This is a genomic window from Pedobacter sp. KH_004 (assembly GCF_057840755.1).
This window is the reverse complement of the sequence record NZ_CM174519.1, coordinates 2,061,296-2,077,276: the sequence shown is the minus strand read 5'-3', so window position 1 is coordinate 2,077,276 and position 15,981 is coordinate 2,061,296. Positions and strand designations below refer to the sequence as shown.

Annotated in this window: 15 protein-coding genes; 10 read left to right on the top strand and 5 right to left on the bottom strand. The window is 36.5% G+C overall.

The features are described from left to right. Positions 1-79: 79 nt before the first annotated feature. Both uxuA and AC3ITD_RS08900 read left to right on the top strand, forming a co-directional pair. Positions 80-1,249: a mannonate dehydratase gene (uxuA, locus tag AC3ITD_RS08905; protein WP_489365794.1), complete on the top strand. Its 1,170-nt coding sequence runs from the start codon at positions 80-82 to the stop codon at positions 1,247-1,249. An 84-nt stretch (positions 1,250-1,333) separates the two neighbouring features. Next, positions 1,334-1,570 carry a hypothetical protein gene (locus AC3ITD_RS08900; RefSeq protein WP_489365792.1) on the top strand — a complete coding sequence of 79 codons (237 nt, stop codon included), beginning with the start codon at positions 1,334-1,336 and terminating at the stop codon, positions 1,568-1,570. Here the strand turns inward: AC3ITD_RS08900 and AC3ITD_RS08895 are convergent, their stop codons facing one another. Further along, complete coding sequence (locus tag AC3ITD_RS08895; RefSeq protein ID WP_489365790.1) at positions 1,571-2,743, bottom strand: glycoside hydrolase family 183 protein; 1,173 nt, start codon at positions 2,741-2,743, stop codon at positions 1,571-1,573. 161 nt (positions 2,744-2,904) lie between these two features. Here AC3ITD_RS08895 and AC3ITD_RS08890 point away from each other — a divergent pair, with 161 nt between their 5' ends. Further along, positions 2,905-3,990 (top strand): metallophosphoesterase family protein, encoded by a 1,086-nt coding sequence (locus AC3ITD_RS08890; RefSeq protein ID WP_489365788.1) that lies wholly within the window; start codon positions 2,905-2,907, stop codon positions 3,988-3,990. Here the strand turns inward: AC3ITD_RS08890 and AC3ITD_RS08885 are convergent, their stop codons facing one another. Further along, positions 3,991-5,133, bottom strand: a complete 1,143-nt coding sequence (locus tag AC3ITD_RS08885) for a sensor histidine kinase (RefSeq protein WP_489365786.1) — start codon at positions 5,131-5,133, stop codon at positions 3,991-3,993. It lies immediately after the preceding gene. Positions 5,134-5,301: 168 nt separating this feature from the next. On the opposite strand from AC3ITD_RS08885, the gene AC3ITD_RS08880 reads away from it, so the two are divergent. Next, on the top strand, positions 5,302-6,774 hold the full coding sequence (locus AC3ITD_RS08880) for a glycoside hydrolase family 130 protein (RefSeq protein WP_489365784.1): 1,473 nt from the start codon (positions 5,302-5,304) through the stop codon (positions 6,772-6,774). Between the two features lie 69 nt (positions 6,775-6,843). On the opposite strand, the gene AC3ITD_RS08875 is transcribed toward AC3ITD_RS08880, so the two are convergent. Next, positions 6,844-9,117 carry a glycosyltransferase family 4 protein gene (locus AC3ITD_RS08875; protein ID WP_489365782.1) on the bottom strand — a complete coding sequence of 758 codons (2,274 nt, stop codon included), beginning with the start codon at positions 9,115-9,117 and terminating at the stop codon, positions 6,844-6,846. Between the two features lie 135 nt (positions 9,118-9,252). Between AC3ITD_RS08875 and ku the strand changes: the two genes are divergently transcribed. Next, a complete protein-coding gene (gene ku, locus AC3ITD_RS08870) occupies positions 9,253-10,023 on the top strand; it encodes a non-homologous end joining protein Ku (RefSeq protein ID WP_489365780.1) in 771 nt (256 codons plus the stop codon). Positions 10,024-10,073: 50 nt separating this feature from the next. Here ku and AC3ITD_RS08865 read toward each other — a convergent pair whose 3' ends face one another. Beyond that, a complete protein-coding gene (locus AC3ITD_RS08865) occupies positions 10,074-11,192 on the bottom strand; it encodes an alpha/beta hydrolase (RefSeq protein ID WP_489365778.1) in 1,119 nt (372 codons plus the stop codon). Positions 11,193-11,331: 139 nt separating this feature from the next. Between AC3ITD_RS08865 and AC3ITD_RS08860 the strand changes: the two genes are divergently transcribed. The 3 genes from AC3ITD_RS08860 (at position 11,332) to AC3ITD_RS08850 (ending at position 12,780) form a co-directional block, all read left to right on the top strand. Continuing rightward, a complete protein-coding gene (locus AC3ITD_RS08860; protein ID WP_489365776.1) occupies positions 11,332-11,700 on the top strand; it encodes a SpoIIAA family protein in 369 nt (122 codons plus the stop codon). A gap of 111 nt (positions 11,701-11,811) precedes the next feature. Then, on the top strand, positions 11,812-11,964 hold the full coding sequence (locus tag AC3ITD_RS08855) for a hypothetical protein (RefSeq protein WP_265801052.1): 153 nt from the start codon (positions 11,812-11,814) through the stop codon (positions 11,962-11,964). A gap of 9 nt (positions 11,965-11,973) precedes the next feature. After that, positions 11,974-12,780, top strand: coding sequence for a mechanosensitive ion channel family protein (locus tag AC3ITD_RS08850; RefSeq protein WP_489365774.1), 807 nt, complete (start codon positions 11,974-11,976; stop codon positions 12,778-12,780). A 1-nt stretch (position 12,781) separates the two neighbouring features. On the opposite strand, the gene AC3ITD_RS08845 is transcribed toward AC3ITD_RS08850, so the two are convergent. Then, complete coding sequence (locus AC3ITD_RS08845; protein WP_463486119.1) at positions 12,782-13,150, bottom strand: response regulator transcription factor; 369 nt, start codon at positions 13,148-13,150, stop codon at positions 12,782-12,784. A 146-nt stretch (positions 13,151-13,296) separates the two neighbouring features. Here AC3ITD_RS08845 and AC3ITD_RS08840 point away from each other — a divergent pair, with 146 nt between their 5' ends. Beyond that, on the top strand, positions 13,297-15,507 hold the full coding sequence (locus tag AC3ITD_RS08840; protein ID WP_489365772.1) for an ATP-binding protein: 2,211 nt from the start codon (positions 13,297-13,299) through the stop codon (positions 15,505-15,507). A gap of 1 nt (position 15,508) precedes the next feature. Further along, a complete protein-coding gene (locus AC3ITD_RS08835; RefSeq protein ID WP_056849278.1) occupies positions 15,509-15,925 on the top strand; it encodes a response regulator in 417 nt (138 codons plus the stop codon). Positions 15,926-15,981 lie beyond the last annotated feature (56 nt).

Sequence of the window (15,981 nt, the reverse complement as noted above, 5' to 3'; positions counted from 1 at the left end):
TAGAGACGGACTTTCGCTTTGTAAAAAAAAATGGGTTGACGGCGGTTTTGGTGCTTTTTCGGGAGTTTAAATTATGGAAATGAAATATAAAAAACTGGAACAAACCTGGCGCTGGTATGGTCCGAACGACCCGGTAAGTCTGCAGGATGTTAAACAGGCCGGTGCCACCGGAATTGTAACTGCTTTGCACCACATTCCACATGGCGAGGTTTGGCCCTTGGAAGATATCATGGAACGCAAAGCTATTATTGAGGCCGCAGGTTTAACCTGGTCGGTAGTGGAAAGCGTACCGGTTCATGAGGCGATCAAAACCCGTAGGCACGATGCAGAACACTACCTGGAAAATTACCGAACCTCACTGCGCAACCTGTCGCAGTGCGGCATCAAAACGGTATGCTATAATTTTATGCCTGTTCTGGACTGGACACGTACCCAACTCGATCTGGAAATGGCCGACGGATCAAAGGCCCTTTATTTCGACTGGATCGATCTGGCCATCTTTGATCTGCATATACTGAAGAGAGAAAATGCGGAGGCTGATTACAATTCATCCATCCTGAAAAGAGCAAACGAAAAATTTGCCACGCTTAACGAGACGGAACTGCAAAATCTGCGCATCAATGTACTGATGGGCATTCCCAACGAAAAGGAAATTGAACTGGAAACCCTGAGGGCGAGCATAAACGAATATGCAGCAATAGGTACACAAGGTCTGAAAGAAAACCTAAAATTTTTCCTTAACGCCATTGCCGGAGTTTGTACCGAAGAGGGGATAAAGATGACGATCCATCCTGATGACCCGCCTTATCCAATTTTGGGTTTGCCCAGGATAGCGAGTACGCTGGAAGATTTTGAATATATCATCAACGAAGTAAATCAGGCCTTTAACGGCGTTTGTTTTTGTACCGGATCTTTAGGTGCGGGAATGAAAAACGACACCCTTGCGATTTTTAATGCAGTTAAAGAGCGGGTTTATTTTGCGCATCTGCGCAACGTTAAAAAAGATGATGACGGCAGTTTTTACGAGGCCGACCATTTGGGTGGCGATGTAAACATGTTCGAGATAATGAAGGCACTGACGGAAGAAAATGCCAAAAGGGAACAGCCGATTCCTTTCCGCCCGGATCATGGGCACCAGATGCTGGACGATCTTGCAAAGCAGACCAACCCAGGTTATTCGGCTATTGGGCGTTTACGCGGACTTGCAGAACTGAGAGGTTTGGAAGTAGGAGTAACCGGAAACTATTAATTTTTATAACAATACCTGCCGAATAATAGGCGGGTATTGTTTTTTACAATCAAGTTATGGCTTGAAATTTGATCAACTCGCATTATGGAAAACAAATCTAATCCCGGTAAAAAAATTTTAACTCCTTCAGTCATTCATGATGATTTACCAGAAGTTAAAAAACCAGAGCACCTGCGTAAAATAGCATCGCAACATGATGATATGTTACCTGAAAATCCAGAAAGAAATTACCACCACGATGAGCTTTTCAAGTCATCAACATCTAGCCATGATGAGATAAAACATGCGGATGATGATGTTTGGAATGGGGAAGATGCCTAGCTATTTCATGCTGATATTAGCTTTCATTAAGTAAACATTATAGGGCTCCCACTGCGACATAGTGAAGTATAAATGATCGTCGTTATTTTTTAACGGATAAATATAAGGACAGTATAATCCTTTAAATTGGTTAACATCGGCTAATATTTTTAGATTGCTCCAGGTTCCATTAATACTTTTGGCATCGCGATAAACCATGGCATGGAATTTACTTTTCGCCATTGGATCATAAGCTGAATCATAGCTGTAAGCAATGATCCATCGCTTAAATTTCTTATGATATAGGAGGGAGGCTTCGCCAATGGGTCCGGGAATTATAATGGTCGCTTTACCTTCATCAGCTTTGAACCACTTTTTCGAATCACCATTCCAATATTCGTATTGATCTAAATTCAGCATATCTATTTCCTTAATCCTGGCCAGATATCCGGGCCCACCACGACCGGCTAAGCTTCCTATCATATAAACAAAACCTTCTTTTTTAGCATAACAGATCTGTGAAAACTTACTATTTCCATTAAAGGTTACTGCCTCTTTTCTCGTCCAGGTTTTTCCATCATCTGTTGAGGCATACAACGAAGAAAAGTTAGTAAGCCATCGGCCATTTTTACCGGCCCAATCAAAAATGTTCATGTAATGCACATAATCTGTTTTACCTACTCGAATAGCTGCTGTTGGAATAGAGGTGTTGTATTTTTTAGGATTTGTCTTTCCACCAGCACAAATTTCTCGGGCACTTCCGTTTTCATCCAATACCATAGAATCAATTGTGATTCCATCCTCCAGATTATTGTCGCTTGAAAATGCCAGAACATTTGACCGCCAATTAGCACCATTGCCACCGCCTTTACCATCTTTTTCAGCAATAAATTCTCTTCCATGAGTATCACCGAAAAAGATCCCGACTTTTGAACCTTCCATTTGCCAAAAAATTCCCAGATCAGTTCCACCAACATCATAGTCCTTTGAAGTATTATTCGGACTGGGAAGTTGTTCACCTTTGAGTGGTGTTCCTGTTAAACGAGCGATTTTTTTGACATTACTCAATTGTAATTCAGGAGTTTTATTGTTTTGTGCCAAAGCGCAAAGGCTATTGAAAGTAAGGAAAGCAAAGGCTAGACTAAAAGGTTTTAGTAGTTTATTAAATTGATACGGTGTCATTTTGGTTTTCATTTGGTTAGCAGACTAATGTAAGTATATTAGCGAAGAAAGAAACCAATATAAATGATTTGTTACCGAACATTTCCTGCAAAAGTTACCGAGTTTTAAATATGGAGATTTCGAAACGTTTGTAGCTCTTTTTTGTTATTTTCATCTACATATTAATAGTTTCAATGCGAAAGTTTTTACAAAGATTATTAGGTAAATGGGTAATTAGCCTCTCTAACAAGTTTGGTTCTCGACCTAATCAGATACGTATTCACGAAGCATTGACGAAACTTTATGAGACTATTTTGGGCGAGCCCGGCAAACGAGGACTAGTTTTCGATATGCAACCGGACGATAAATTTATCATCTTTTCCGATCAGCATAAAGGCGCAAGAGACTATGCTGATGATTTCGCTCTGGCAGAGAAAAACTATTTAGCGGCGCTTGCTCATTATCATCGAGAAAATTTTCATTACATCAACCTGGGAGATAGTGAAGAGCTATGGGAAAATTTAATGGAATCTGTAATTAAACACAATAAAGCTACTTTCGAGGCAGAGAAGGCATTTATACTCTCTGAATCGTTTACAAAAATATTCGGTAATCACGATTTGTATTGGGATAACGATCCACTTGCTGGCCTCAACCTTAATAGAATTTACGGAAAAAAGATACCCATTTATGAGGGTGCGATTTTAAGAACGACTATAGCGGATAGAAAGTTAAATATTTTCCTTACTCATGGCCATCAGGGAGATTTACAAAGTGACGGAAATTGGTTTAGTAAGTGGTTTGTTAGTACGATTTGGGCACCTCTGCAATCTTTTTTGCGAATTAACCCTAATACTCCGGCTTACGATAATCAGCTTAAAACCGAACATAACAGTATGATGTATAGCTGGCAAACAAAACAACAAAATACCTCGCTGATTACCGGGCATACGCATCAGCCAGTTTTTGCTTCGCTTACCCATTTGGAGCGGATCTATTTAAAGCTAAAAAGAGCGACCTTAAGTAATAATCAACAAGAAATTGACTTATTAAATGCCGAATTGAAGAAAAGAATTCGGGAAGGGGATGAGGCGCCAGAATTTAAACAGTACAAACCGGGCTATTTTAATAGTGGTTGTTGTTGTTTTAGTGATGGCGACATTACGGGCATTGAAATTGAAAATGGAGTAATACGTTTAATCAAGTGGTCATTTCTGAAAAATGGAACTCCAGAACGAATTGCGCTTGAGGAAATGAGCTTAGCAGAATTGCTCGATTAATTATTTGATAGGTAGCTGAACAAAAAAAGTCGTGCCCTTATTTTTGCCTTCACTCTCTGCCCAAATTTTACCTTTATGCATATCTACAAACATTTTCACAGCTGTAAGTCCCAAGCCATTAGAATTTTCGCCATGAGTTGGTATGGCGCTTAGATCTGCAAATTTTATAAAAAGTCTTTCCAAATCAATATCATTTAAGCCTACGCCCTCATCTTTAACAGCTATCGTAATTAGATTTTCTTCTTGCTGATGCGACAATGTGATGCTTCTATTTTCAGGAGAAAATTTAATTGAGTTATGTAAGATGTGATAAAAGAGCGCCGTTATCTTTTCGTCGTCGCCAAAAATTTGTAAAGCCGAATTTATTTTAATATCAAAGTTTTGACTTTTTTTATTAGCTAGTGGCTCTAGTTTTTGGCTAACTGAATTTAAAATTTCTCTGAGATCAATTTTATTTTTTTGTGGTTTAAATGAACCATTTACTTTTTTAGCCGAGCTTAAAATTTCGTTTAAACTACCGACCATTTTTTTTGATTGCAAATTAATTTTTAAAGCAATCAAGCCCGCTTTTTCATCGATGTTTGGCATTCTACTCACCAATTCCGATTGTAGAGAAATAGTAGTCATCGGATTTTTTAAATCGTGAATGAGCACATGCAAGCGATCATCCTGTGCAGTTAGTGTTTGTCTGATGGCAATCCTGGTTTCTAATTTATCAATAACTAGTTCTGCTAATTTTGATAACACTTCTTTTTGTTTTTCCGTTGGTTCTGCCGTGATATTGCCCAACACATAAAGCGCTCCAATTATAAAATGATCAGGAGATTTGATGGGTACAGCTATATATTTAGTTTGCTCATCACTTTTTGAGCTATCATTCGTTGTTACCGCCCCGTCTTTTAAGTATTCTGGTGATAGAAAATTATCATTCTTTGACAATTCAATCTTCTTTCCAACTTGCGATTTTATAAAAATATCATCGTTGGTTATAAAGCAAATTCCAGCATTTTCCACCTCAAAAATTGCAGCCGCCAACCAGCTGATATTGTCGTATGTGTGCTCTGCTGGTGAATTTAAAATTTCATAATATAAAAGTTTTTCTAATCGGCTGTCGCTATTAATTGGGATAATGTTTTCAGGCATGATTGTATTTTTAGAATGCTGATCCCGATGAGAACAGCAATAATGTTAAAGGTAAAGATTATCCTCAAAAGGATAAAAAAAGAAACAATTATATAGTAAATTTAGTTAATATACATATTGAAAACATTCGGATAAAGAATTCGAATGAACGATCAAATTAACATAGAAATGAGATTATACATAGAACGAAAACCCGTTAAGGTAAACCCCGATACCAAACGTGTTATTGCCCGTTTTTTTTTTAACGGAGAGGAAAGAGCACTTGAGGTGATAAGAAAAGTTTTAGAGTTTTCTGACGAAAAAGTTTTCTCCTTAATTTCGCCAATTCTGCAGGAATACTCAAAACGACATAGGAATATCACAAAGATTTTAAATCGACATTGTAAAAAACTTAAAAAGCAGTTTACCATATTAAATACCGATATGGAAGACCTTGATCAATATAAAAGGTTATTGATCGGTGCTTACTTTACACACGAATATTCAATTGAATCTGCTGCTTTTTTCAATCCCAGTATTGTAGATGATCCTGATCAAACGGATTTAGTCGAAGGCGAGAAAAGAGTAATTATTAGCTTCAGGGCTGTTGGAGAAGGCCACATTTCATCGATTGTTTTCAGAAGGGCATTAATTGATAAAAATAATAATATTCAGGTGCTGCCGGTAGGCGATTATGTTGATGAGGCTGAGGTGGTGAAAAATGCAATTTATGTTAAAAAGCTTTTTCTTAAAAAAGCTGCTTACGCACAAATAGATCCTTCGGTTTTGGAGGAGATTGAGGCTAAATTGGATGATAAGTTTGAGTATACTGCATTAAGTAATATCATTAAAGATTCTAAAAGCTTACATAAAGATAACCCAGTTAAGTCGGTTGAATTTGATAAAGTGCTTTGGCTTTCTGATACCTACCACACGATAAGTTTTTCAAAAGATACCGATATTTCAGATCGTGTTATTTTCCCGATCTCAGAGTTTGAACGAAAAGGAATTGAAGATGCCAGGTTTGTAAAATTTATAAAAGATGATGGAAGAGTAGTGTATTACGCGACTTATACCGCATTTGATGGATCGCTTATTATTCCGAAATTGGTACAAACGGAGGATTTCTATGAATTTAAAGTGATTCCGCTTTATGGAGATGGCGCACAAAATAAAAATTTAGCATTATTCCCCCGTAAAATAAACGGAAAATATGTAATGATGAGTAGGATAGATGGTTGGAATAATTACATCATGTTCTCTGACAAAGTGAATGTTTGGGAAAATCCAATTTTGCTAAAACAGCCACGTTACTGTTGGGAGCTTGTACAGATAGGAAACTGTGGTTCGCCGATTGAAACTGACAAAGGTTGGCTGGTTATAACCCATGGTGTTGGCCCGATGAGAAGATATTGTATCGGAGCAGTGTTGTTAGATTTAGACGACCCAACCAAAGAAATCGGGCATTTAATGGAACCACTAATTATACCAAATAATGATGAGCGTGAAGGTTATGTTCCAAACGTGGTCTATTCTTGTGGATCAATTATCAGTAATGGGGAACTTATTATACCGTATGGTTTATCAGATTACAGTTCTTCATTCGCAACCGTAAATCTAGAGTTACTTCTAAATCGTTTATTAGAAAACAACGATAAATAGTTAAACTCTAATGCACAAAAAAAGGCTGATTCAAACAATGAATTAGCCTTTTTTATTTGCTCGAACAGTCTATTTTGCTAATTTTTCGTTTTCTACTAACGGAGAAGATAATGTTGCATATTCAGCCTCGGCAGCCTTTAATACAGCTAGGTGTGAGATGAAATAAGCTAGCGTACTTTCAGCGCCTTGATTTCTGTTCACACTGTTAAATTGCAAGCCATCGGCACAGCCATGCGTTTCAAAATCGTAGAGAGGAATATGTAGGCTGTTTTTGCCTAAAAACCACTCGTAACTCACCTGCATTAAGTTAAGGTATTTCTCTTCTTTGGTAATCTCGTAGGTTTTGGCATAAAGCAATACCATCGCCATTGTTTCAATAGCTTGCTGATCATATATTGGATTTTTACCATGCTTTTTCATCCAACCATCATTCCCAACTGGATTCAAATAACCATTTTCAAATGAAAAATTATTTAAAAACTCAATACTCTCCATAGCAATTTTATACGATTCTGTATCACCGGTAGCTTCATAGTGATGAAGAAGCGCCAACGGTAAAATGGCGTTATCGTAAGTCAAAATATCTTCAAACCAATGCCATTCGCCATCTTTATTAATGTTATACGCTTGTTTAAGTGTATTTGCCAAGGTGTTAATTTCATTGATTAACAATTCATCACCATGGTGGGTTTTTAAATAATAAGCTACTCCAATGATGGTGTTAGCCTGGCCTCTCAAATATTTCAAACTTTTAAAATGAGAAACGGAATGTGAGAATAATTCTCTTCCGAATTCTCGGTAAGAGTTATTTGGCGCAACATTTATCAAATAACCTAATGACCAAATGGTACGACCAAACGAATCTTCAGATCCAACTTCATCCAGATAATTTCTATTAAAGCTTAAAAAATTCCTAAAATTTCCATCTTCCCGCTGCATGTATTGAATGAAACTTAAATAGACTGGAATTAACTTCAGCGCTTTTTGATTTTTATCTTGCTCAAAAGCCATTAAAGCCATAATTAATGCTCTGGCATTATCATCTATACAGTATCCTTCCTTCAAATTCGGAATTCCAAAACGGGCATGCTGTATAATTCCTGTATCATCAGTCAACAAAGAGATATGACTTAAATTTAGAGCCGGCATTCCTTCAACATCAATAATCGGCGGCACAACTCTCGATGGTTTCTGACCTGCGAATAACGCCTCCTCCAAAACGTTCATGTAAACATTTCCAATAGCCGGCCACCTTAAATTTAACCCATATTGGTATGAATTTGATTTAAGTTGTTGATGCTTATTTTGATCATTTAATAATTCATTCACCACATTTGCTAGCTGCTCATCGTTTTTAAAATCGAACAACTTACCTCTGTTATCTGCAAGTAATTCTTGCGCATGCCAATACGGAGTAGAAACTACAGCTGCACCTGCTCCAATAGCATATGATAATGTTCCACTGGTGATTTGCGCTTCATTTAAATATGGGGTAACATAAATGTAGCAGGCAGTTAAATATTGATGTAATTCTTCTTCAGAAACAAATTTATTTACGAATGCAATGTTATTTTCCACACCCAACTCCTCAGCCAAAGCTTTAAGGCTATCGCGATATTCCTCTCCATTATGTTTAACAACACCTGGATGTGTGTTTCCTAAAATCACATATAAAACATCAGGATGTTGGGCGACAATGCTCGGAAGCGCTTTTATCATCGTTTCTAATCCCTTATTACGACTAATTAAGCCAAAGGTGAATAGCACTTTCCTATTTCTAAATAATTTACTTTGAGCAACTTCATTATTTAAAATCGGCTCCAGATCTGGAACGCCATGTTCGATTAATTTTATTGATGATTGTGGTATTTGGTAAATGCTGGTTAAAAATAAAACTGCTTTTTTACTCATCACCACTATTTTCGAAGATTTTAATGCAATCTCTTTAATAATGGTTTGCTGCATGAAATTGGGTTCTTTTAATACCGTATGCAAGATGGTAATGAAAGGCTTTTTTAATCTGTTGATAAATGAGAGTAAAAATACCCCGCTATTACCACCATAAATTCCAAATTCGTGTTCGATGATGCAGGTTTCGATATCACTGTTATTTATGAAATCTGCAGCTTCTAAATAATCTTGCTGATTCTGCTGTCTGATTACAAACTTAACTTCCTTCGGATAGGCATGCTCATCAAGATTATCTGATTCATTTAATGCAACAACAAAACTGTTTTGAGCATCATAAGAAGAGTTTAAGCTTAAAGCGTTAACTAAATTCTGATTGAATGTTGCTAACCCGCATTCGCGTGGAGGATAAGTGGATATGTATGCAATCTTCATAAGTACTAATAGGTTGATATACCTTATTTAACATAGCCAATGGTAAATGGTTTTGTTTTCGATAGATTTCTCTTGATTATGACAAAACAATATGAATTATCGCCTTGTTACCTATAAAATTTAAACATTATTGCTATGAGATCGATTTGGAAAGGTTCAATTGGATTCGGTTTAGTTAATATTCCTGTAAAATTGTTTTCAGGAGTGCAAACTACGCACCTGGATTTTGATATGCTTGATGAACGCGATCATGAAAAAATTAGGTACATGCGTGTAAATGATAAAACGCATAAGGAAGTACCTTTTGATAAAATTGTTAAGGGACATTTTCTGAAAGACAAATACATTATTTTAGATAAACACGATTTCGAAGAAGCTTCACCGGAAAAAACTAAAATTATTGAACTCGAAAATTTTGTCGATATCAAAGAGATTAATCCTATTTATTACGAAACATCATATTATACCGAACCAGAGAAGCAGGGTCGAAAGGCTTATGCACTGCTATTAAAAGCATTAGAAAAATCTGGCAAAGCCGGTGTAGCTCGCTTTGTTTTAAGAAATACCGAAAACCTTTGCGTTATTCACCCTATGGAAGGCGTTATTGTGGTTACCAAAATTCGGTTTGAACAGGAGATTAGAAGTTTATCAGAAATTAATAAAGTAACGGATATCACAATTACTAAAAAGGAGATGGATGTCGGTTTAGCGCTGATTAAACAATATAGTTCGAAATTTGATTTAAGTGCTTTTAAAGATGATTATAGCGAAGAATTGTTAAAGATAATTAAGGCAAAAGCTAAAGGCAAAAGGGCTACAGTGAAGAAAATGAAACCACAAAAAGCGACGAGCGATGATTTATACGATCAATTGATGCAAAGTTTGGGATCAAAAAAAGGAGCTTAAGGATGTTGGATAAAAAAAAAGGAGGCCTTATCGCCTCCTTTTTCGTTATCTTATTTGAAGGCAGCCTTTAGCTGTTCTGCGGCATAAGCTTGAGCCGCTTTAGCTTCTGGAACAACAAGTGCCATTCCGAAAAATTCATGTGTTACGCCTTCATAATTTCTGCTGTTCACCTTCACGCCAGCTTCAGATAGTTTATTGGCTAATATTGTTCCATCATCATGCAGAGGGTCAATTTCTGCAGTGATAATTGTGGTAGGAGGTAAGCCTTTTAGATTGGCGCTTACCAGCGAAATTTTTGGATTTTGTGCTTCAATCATTGTGGTTAAGTATTTTTCTGTAAACCAACCCATCATTGCTTTATTTAATGGTTTAGAATTGGCATAAAGCTTATAAGATTCTGTATCCATATTTGATTGTGCAATGGGATATATCAAAACCTCGTGTAAAGGAATCATTATATTTTTATCTCTTGCCGTAATAGATACATTCGCTGCTAAATTACCACCGGCACTCTCGCCAACAACAGCAATTTTCGCTGGATCACCTTTTAGGCTAACTGCGTTTTTAACTACCCATTCATAGGCTGCAAACGCATCATTGTGCGCCGTCGGGAATTTATTTTCTGGAGCAAGCCTGTAAGCAACTGATACCACTACAGCATTAACCTGCTCTGCTAATCCCTGTGCAGAAGCATTGTAAACATCTAAATTGGCAATAACAAAACCTCCACCGTGATAATAAACAATCAAAGGATAAGGGCCGTTTCCTGCTTTAGGCGTATAAATGCGAACATGAATTTTTCCACCAGCAACATTGATGTCCTTACCGCTGGTATCAACTTTAGGTGCTGGAACTTTGATTTCATTTTGCTTCACTAAATCCATAACGGCATCAGTTGGCGTGTGGTTTTTACGAGCAGCAGCTGGATCTAAGTTTTCCAATGGCTGATCTCCATAACTTGCTAGTTTTTCAATTACAGTTTGCATTTCCGGTTTAATTGTTTTGCCCCATTCTGGCGGAGGACCGGCTGGTTTCAACGCTACGACAGTTGACGAATCGGCCATTACAGAATCTGTAGTGTTTGTTGTTTTATCTCCACTGGTGCAGGCAGATAGTGAGATCGCCATCGCAAAAAGTGCAGATGACAACTTTAATAAATTGGTTTTCATAGGAATTTTAGTTTTTATAAATGCTTTTTCTATAACGTTATCAGGAAGTTAGAGTTTGGTTATACATACAACCTTTTAGAATTTAATCCCTTTCCAAACATCTACACCAATTAACTTGTTCTATAAAAAATTAAATAATATGTTAACAGAAATTACAGGGTTACCCGATAATGTATTTGGTGTGAGGGCTACCGGCGAAGTTACCAGTGATGATTTGAAGAACGTATTGTTACCCGGCTTAAAACGAACGGCAGATCGATTTGACGAAATAAGGTATTTATTGGTGTTGGAAACTGATGTAAGGAATTTTACCGCTGGTGCCTGGGTTCAAGATGCTAAGGCGGGGTTACAAAATTTCACAAAATGGAAAAAAATAGCTGTTGTAAGCCACGAGAAAAGTGTAGAATGGTTTTCAGATGCATTCTCAATAGCAACTCCAGGTTCATCAAAAGGTTTTAAACCAGATGAACTAGAAGAAGCCAAAGCGTGGTTAATTACTGATAACTAAATTAAATATTCAACTATGAAATCCGCTCCCTTTCACGCCGTAATCGGGATGAATAATTCAGGTAGCGCATGCAGTGAGTAGGGTTTTGTTTACTTAAATAATTAAAAACAGATGAAAAATTCAAAAACTTCGGCAGAAAAAAGCAAAGCTACTGCACCAAAAGATGAAAAAGCAAAAGGAGCCGATGAAAAGGTTACTTCGGCAAAAGACGCTAAAAAAGTAGATGTGAGTAAGGAGTCGCCTAACAAAGACAAAAGTAAGTGAGTTTAATTTATGAAGATAGATTCGGATAATATTAATCGGTTTTACGATAAAATTTTTGATTGGGTAATAGCGAAAGGTCCGGCTGTTCTTTTAGGCATTGCTGTATTAATTTTTGGTTTATGGCTCATTAAAATTTTTAGTAAATGGTCAAAAGCAGCAATGACGAGGAGGGCAGTAAATCCTTCATTAACACCATTTCTTACTAGTCTAATCATCATTACGTTAAGAGTGCTTTTGGTTTTAACCGTAATGCAGATTATCGGAATCCAACTGACATTTTTAACTGTATTAGTGGGTGGTATTGGAGTAGCCGCCGGTTTAGCACTATCAGGTACTTTACAAAATTTTGCAAGTGGGGTGCTGATACTATTGCTCAAACCATTTGTAGTAGGGGATAATATTATTGCTCAGGGTCAGGAAGGTACAGTAAAATCAATACAGATTTTCTATACCATTGTGAAAACTTTCGATAACAGATCAGTAGTAATACCGAACAGTAAATTATCGAATGAAGTAATCATTAACATCAGCAAAGAAGGCGTAAGAAGGCTAGATATTGAAATTAAGTTTAGTTATGGTATTGAATTTGAGCAAATAGTCAAAGTTTTTAATCAAACGGTTGACGAATTTAAAAAATGCCTCAACACTCCAGAACGTAGAATAGGGGTATCGACTTTAGAAGATAGTGGTTACAAAGTGGCCATGAACATTTGGGTGAAAGCTCATGGGTTTATGGATACCAAGTTATCTTTTCAGCAAGAGTTAATGAAAAATTTAAAAAATGGCGGGATAAAATTACCTGGAATGCCAGACTAATTTATGCTTTCAGAAGTGCATAAATCTTATCCATCAGCTCATCAATATTAAACGGCTTTGCCATAAAGTCATCTGCAGAAACTCCATCAAGAGTATAATTAGTGGCGTTATAACGGGCGGAAATCATTAACACAGGAATATGGCTGGTTGAGTCTTTCTCTTTCAATTCTTTCAAAAGAACTCTTCCGTCAATATCCGGCAGCATGATATCCATGATGATAACATCTGGATTAAACTCGGATACATGCTCAATAAAATCTGCGCCTTTGTTTAACCCCGCTACATTAAAAGCTTCGCTTTCTAAAATAAGAGTAATAACATCTAAAATTGCATGGTTATCTTCTATAACCAAAATGTTCTTTTTTGACAAGGTTGGGATGATTTTTAAATTTTGAACAAAGATAAAATAAAAAATAAATCTCTAAACTGAATATAGCAAATTAGAGTCATTCTAAAAGAACAGTAATATTTGCCATTTAGAAAATTCTAATACTTTTGTAAGTGCTAATACATCCTATGAATAAATTTTCTGTTGATTTAACCAATTGTGATAAAGAGCCTATTCACATTCCCGGCAAAATTCAGTCGCATGGTTTTCTAATCGCTATCAATAAAATTGATTTCACTATCACCTATATAAGTGAGAACACAAGCGATTATCTTTCTACTCCAGCTAAAAATTTATTGGATCAGCCTATTTCAGTATTGTCAAATCATTTCGTTCATGAACCTGATTTTAATATCGAAAACTTATTAAAGTTAGGGGTAATCAGAAAAAGCTTCGATGCTATTAGTCCATATCCTATTGAAATAAATGAAAAGCCATTTTATCTTATTATAAATACTTCAGTTAACGATTGGCTTTTAGAATTCGAGCCAGTAAGTTTACAATATGATATTCAAAGTTTAGTTGGCAGATCGGCCTCTGCAATGCTGCAAGGTAAATCGGTATCAGCCTTATTAAAAGGAGCCGCTTCCGAAGTTAAAAAGCTTATTGGTTATGATCGTATCATGATTTATAAGTTTTTAGATGATGGACACGGAGAAGTAGTAGCCGAAGAAAGGGAAGATCATTTAGAGCCATTCTTTGGTTTACATTATCCAGCGACAGATATTCCGAAACAAGCAAGAGAATTGTATAAGCTAAATTTAACACGCCTAATTGCAGATGTTAATACCGATGATTCTCCTATAATAACTTTCAACGAAGCCACCGCATTAGATTTAACTAACGGAAGTTTGCGAGCTGTTTCGCCTATCCATATCCAATATTTAAAAAATATGGGGGTGTATTCGAGCTTTAGTATTTCGTTAATCGCAAATGGCGAGTTATGGGGTTTGATTGCTTGTCATAATTATAGTCCTAAATTTATAGATTATAAAGCTCGCGAAGGCGCTAAGCTCATTGGCGAAATTTTGTCTTCTGCATTGGAATACAGACAGGAAGAAGAAAATTCGGAAACAGTGGAATTATTCAACAACACTGCAAATGTACTATCTGAACACCTCAATAGAGATAAGTATCTAGTTGAAGCACTAACCAATTACGATAAAACGTTACTGAATGTTACTCATGGAACCGGTGTGGCGATTGTTTTCGAAAACGAGCTAAAAACAATTGGTGAGGTTCCGGATGATGAGTCAATATGGGAGTTAGTAGCGTGGCTTAAAGATAATAGCGACGAATCGATTTATTATACGCATCGGCTTTCCGAAATTTTTCATCCAGCGAAAAAGTATAAAGACATAGCATCTGGAATATTGGCATGTTCGCTAAGTAAAGATCCTGTTGAAATCATGATCTGGTTTAAGCCGGAACAAATATCTACCGTTAATTGGGCAGGAAATCCTGATAAACCTGTAACCGCTTTTGTGGATGGATTAGCGAGTCTATCTCCAAGAAAGTCTTTCGAAACTTGGTCAGAAGTGGTTAATAATACCTCCGAGAAATGGATGCCGGAAGAGATTACTTCCGTTTTGCGCATCCGGGAAATCATCGTTGCTCACATTAATAAGAAAGCCAACGAGATTAGATTGTTAAATGAGAAACTACAATCAGCTTATGAGGAACTGGATACTTTTAGTTATACCATTTCTCACGATTTGAGAACACCACTTACCTCTATAAAAACCTATGCAGAGCTGATGTTGAAAAACAAAACGCTGGATGATAAGGGAAAAAGCATGCTGGATAGGATTGTTAACAGTGCTAATAAAATGAATTTTCTAATCAAGGAGATTTTAAATTTAGCTCGTGTAGGCCGTTCTGAAATCGTTTTTGAGACGGTAAATATGCAATCGTTGTTAGCTGAGGTTAGCGCTGAAGTGTGGTCGGCTTTTAAAGCAGACAATGCCGAATTGATTTTAGGGCAATTGTTTGATCTGAAAGGTGATAAAACAATGATCGCTCAAGTTTTTACAAATCTTATCAGCAATGCTGTAAAATACTCATCAATGGTTAAAAGCCCTAAAATTGAAGTGAGTGCTGTTATAGATGGTGGAGAAACTATTTATGCGATTAAAGATAATGGTATGGGAATTGATAACCGTTATTACGACAGGGTCTTTGAGCTTTTTAAGCGCATGGAAAATGTTAAGGATATTGAGGGAACAGGTGTGGGTTTAGCCATTGTAAAAAGAATAGTTGAAAGACATAACGGTAGGGTTTGGTTTGAAAGCAAACTCCATGCAGGTTCAACTTTCTATGTGGCTTTTAAAAATAAATAGAATGACGCCAGACATATTTTATGTAGAAGATGATACGGATTATGCATTTTTTATGCAGAACGCCGTACAAGAAGTTAAAGAAACACTAAATTTAAGTATTGTAGAAGACGGCAAAGAGGCTTTGGAAAAATTGCAGGCTTTCGCTGATACTAAAACAAAACCTAAATTAATTTTATTGGATTTAAACTTACCAGGTTTATCTGGGTTAGATTTATTGAAATTTATCAGAGATATTCCTTACCTAAAATCTGTTCCGGTTATTTTATTCTCCACCTCAGATCATCCGGATGATGTAAAAGCATCAATAGAGTTTGGTGCCAATGCTTATTTAACCAAACCCGATGGCTATGATAACTTACTGAAATGTGTTCACTCCGTACACGATTTTTGGTTTAACCAGCATTTACGTTTGAATTAATTTTTCTAGATATAACAATAAAGATTCGGGCTTCAATCCGAATCTTTTCTTTTTTA

What these genes read in the sequence shown, in the direction of transcription:
- AC3ITD_RS08890 (WP_489365788.1), top strand. Translation starts at nt 2,905, where the DNA reads ATGCGAAAGTTTTTACAAAGATTATTAGGTAAATGGGTAATTAGCCTC.
- AC3ITD_RS08850 (WP_489365774.1), top strand. Translation starts at nt 11,974, where the DNA reads ATGAAGATAGATTCGGATAATATTAATCGGTTTTACGATAAAATTTTT.
- AC3ITD_RS08885 (WP_489365786.1), bottom strand. Translation starts at nt 5,133, where the DNA reads ATGCCTGAAAACATTATCCCAATTAATAGCGACAGCCGATTAGAAAAA.
- ku (WP_489365780.1), top strand. Translation starts at nt 9,253, where the DNA reads ATGAGATCGATTTGGAAAGGTTCAATTGGATTCGGTTTAGTTAATATT.
- AC3ITD_RS08880 (WP_489365784.1), top strand. Translation starts at nt 5,302, where the DNA reads ATGAGATTATACATAGAACGAAAACCCGTTAAGGTAAACCCCGATACC.
- AC3ITD_RS08900 (WP_489365792.1), top strand. Translation starts at nt 1,334, where the DNA reads ATGGAAAACAAATCTAATCCCGGTAAAAAAATTTTAACTCCTTCAGTC.
- AC3ITD_RS08840 (WP_489365772.1), top strand. Translation starts at nt 13,297, where the DNA reads ATGAATAAATTTTCTGTTGATTTAACCAATTGTGATAAAGAGCCTATT.
- AC3ITD_RS08875 (WP_489365782.1), bottom strand. Translation starts at nt 9,117, where the DNA reads ATGAAGATTGCATACATATCCACTTATCCTCCACGCGAATGCGGGTTA.
- uxuA (WP_489365794.1), top strand. Translation starts at nt 80, where the DNA reads ATGAAATATAAAAAACTGGAACAAACCTGGCGCTGGTATGGTCCGAAC.
- AC3ITD_RS08860 (WP_489365776.1), top strand. Translation starts at nt 11,332, where the DNA reads ATGTTAACAGAAATTACAGGGTTACCCGATAATGTATTTGGTGTGAGG.
- AC3ITD_RS08865 (WP_489365778.1), bottom strand. Translation starts at nt 11,192, where the DNA reads ATGAAAACCAATTTATTAAAGTTGTCATCTGCACTTTTTGCGATGGCG.
- AC3ITD_RS08895 (WP_489365790.1), bottom strand. Translation starts at nt 2,743, where the DNA reads ATGAAAACCAAAATGACACCGTATCAATTTAATAAACTACTAAAACCT.
- AC3ITD_RS08835 (WP_056849278.1), top strand. Translation starts at nt 15,509, where the DNA reads ATGACGCCAGACATATTTTATGTAGAAGATGATACGGATTATGCATTT.
- AC3ITD_RS08855 (WP_265801052.1), top strand. Translation starts at nt 11,812, where the DNA reads ATGAAAAATTCAAAAACTTCGGCAGAAAAAAGCAAAGCTACTGCACCA.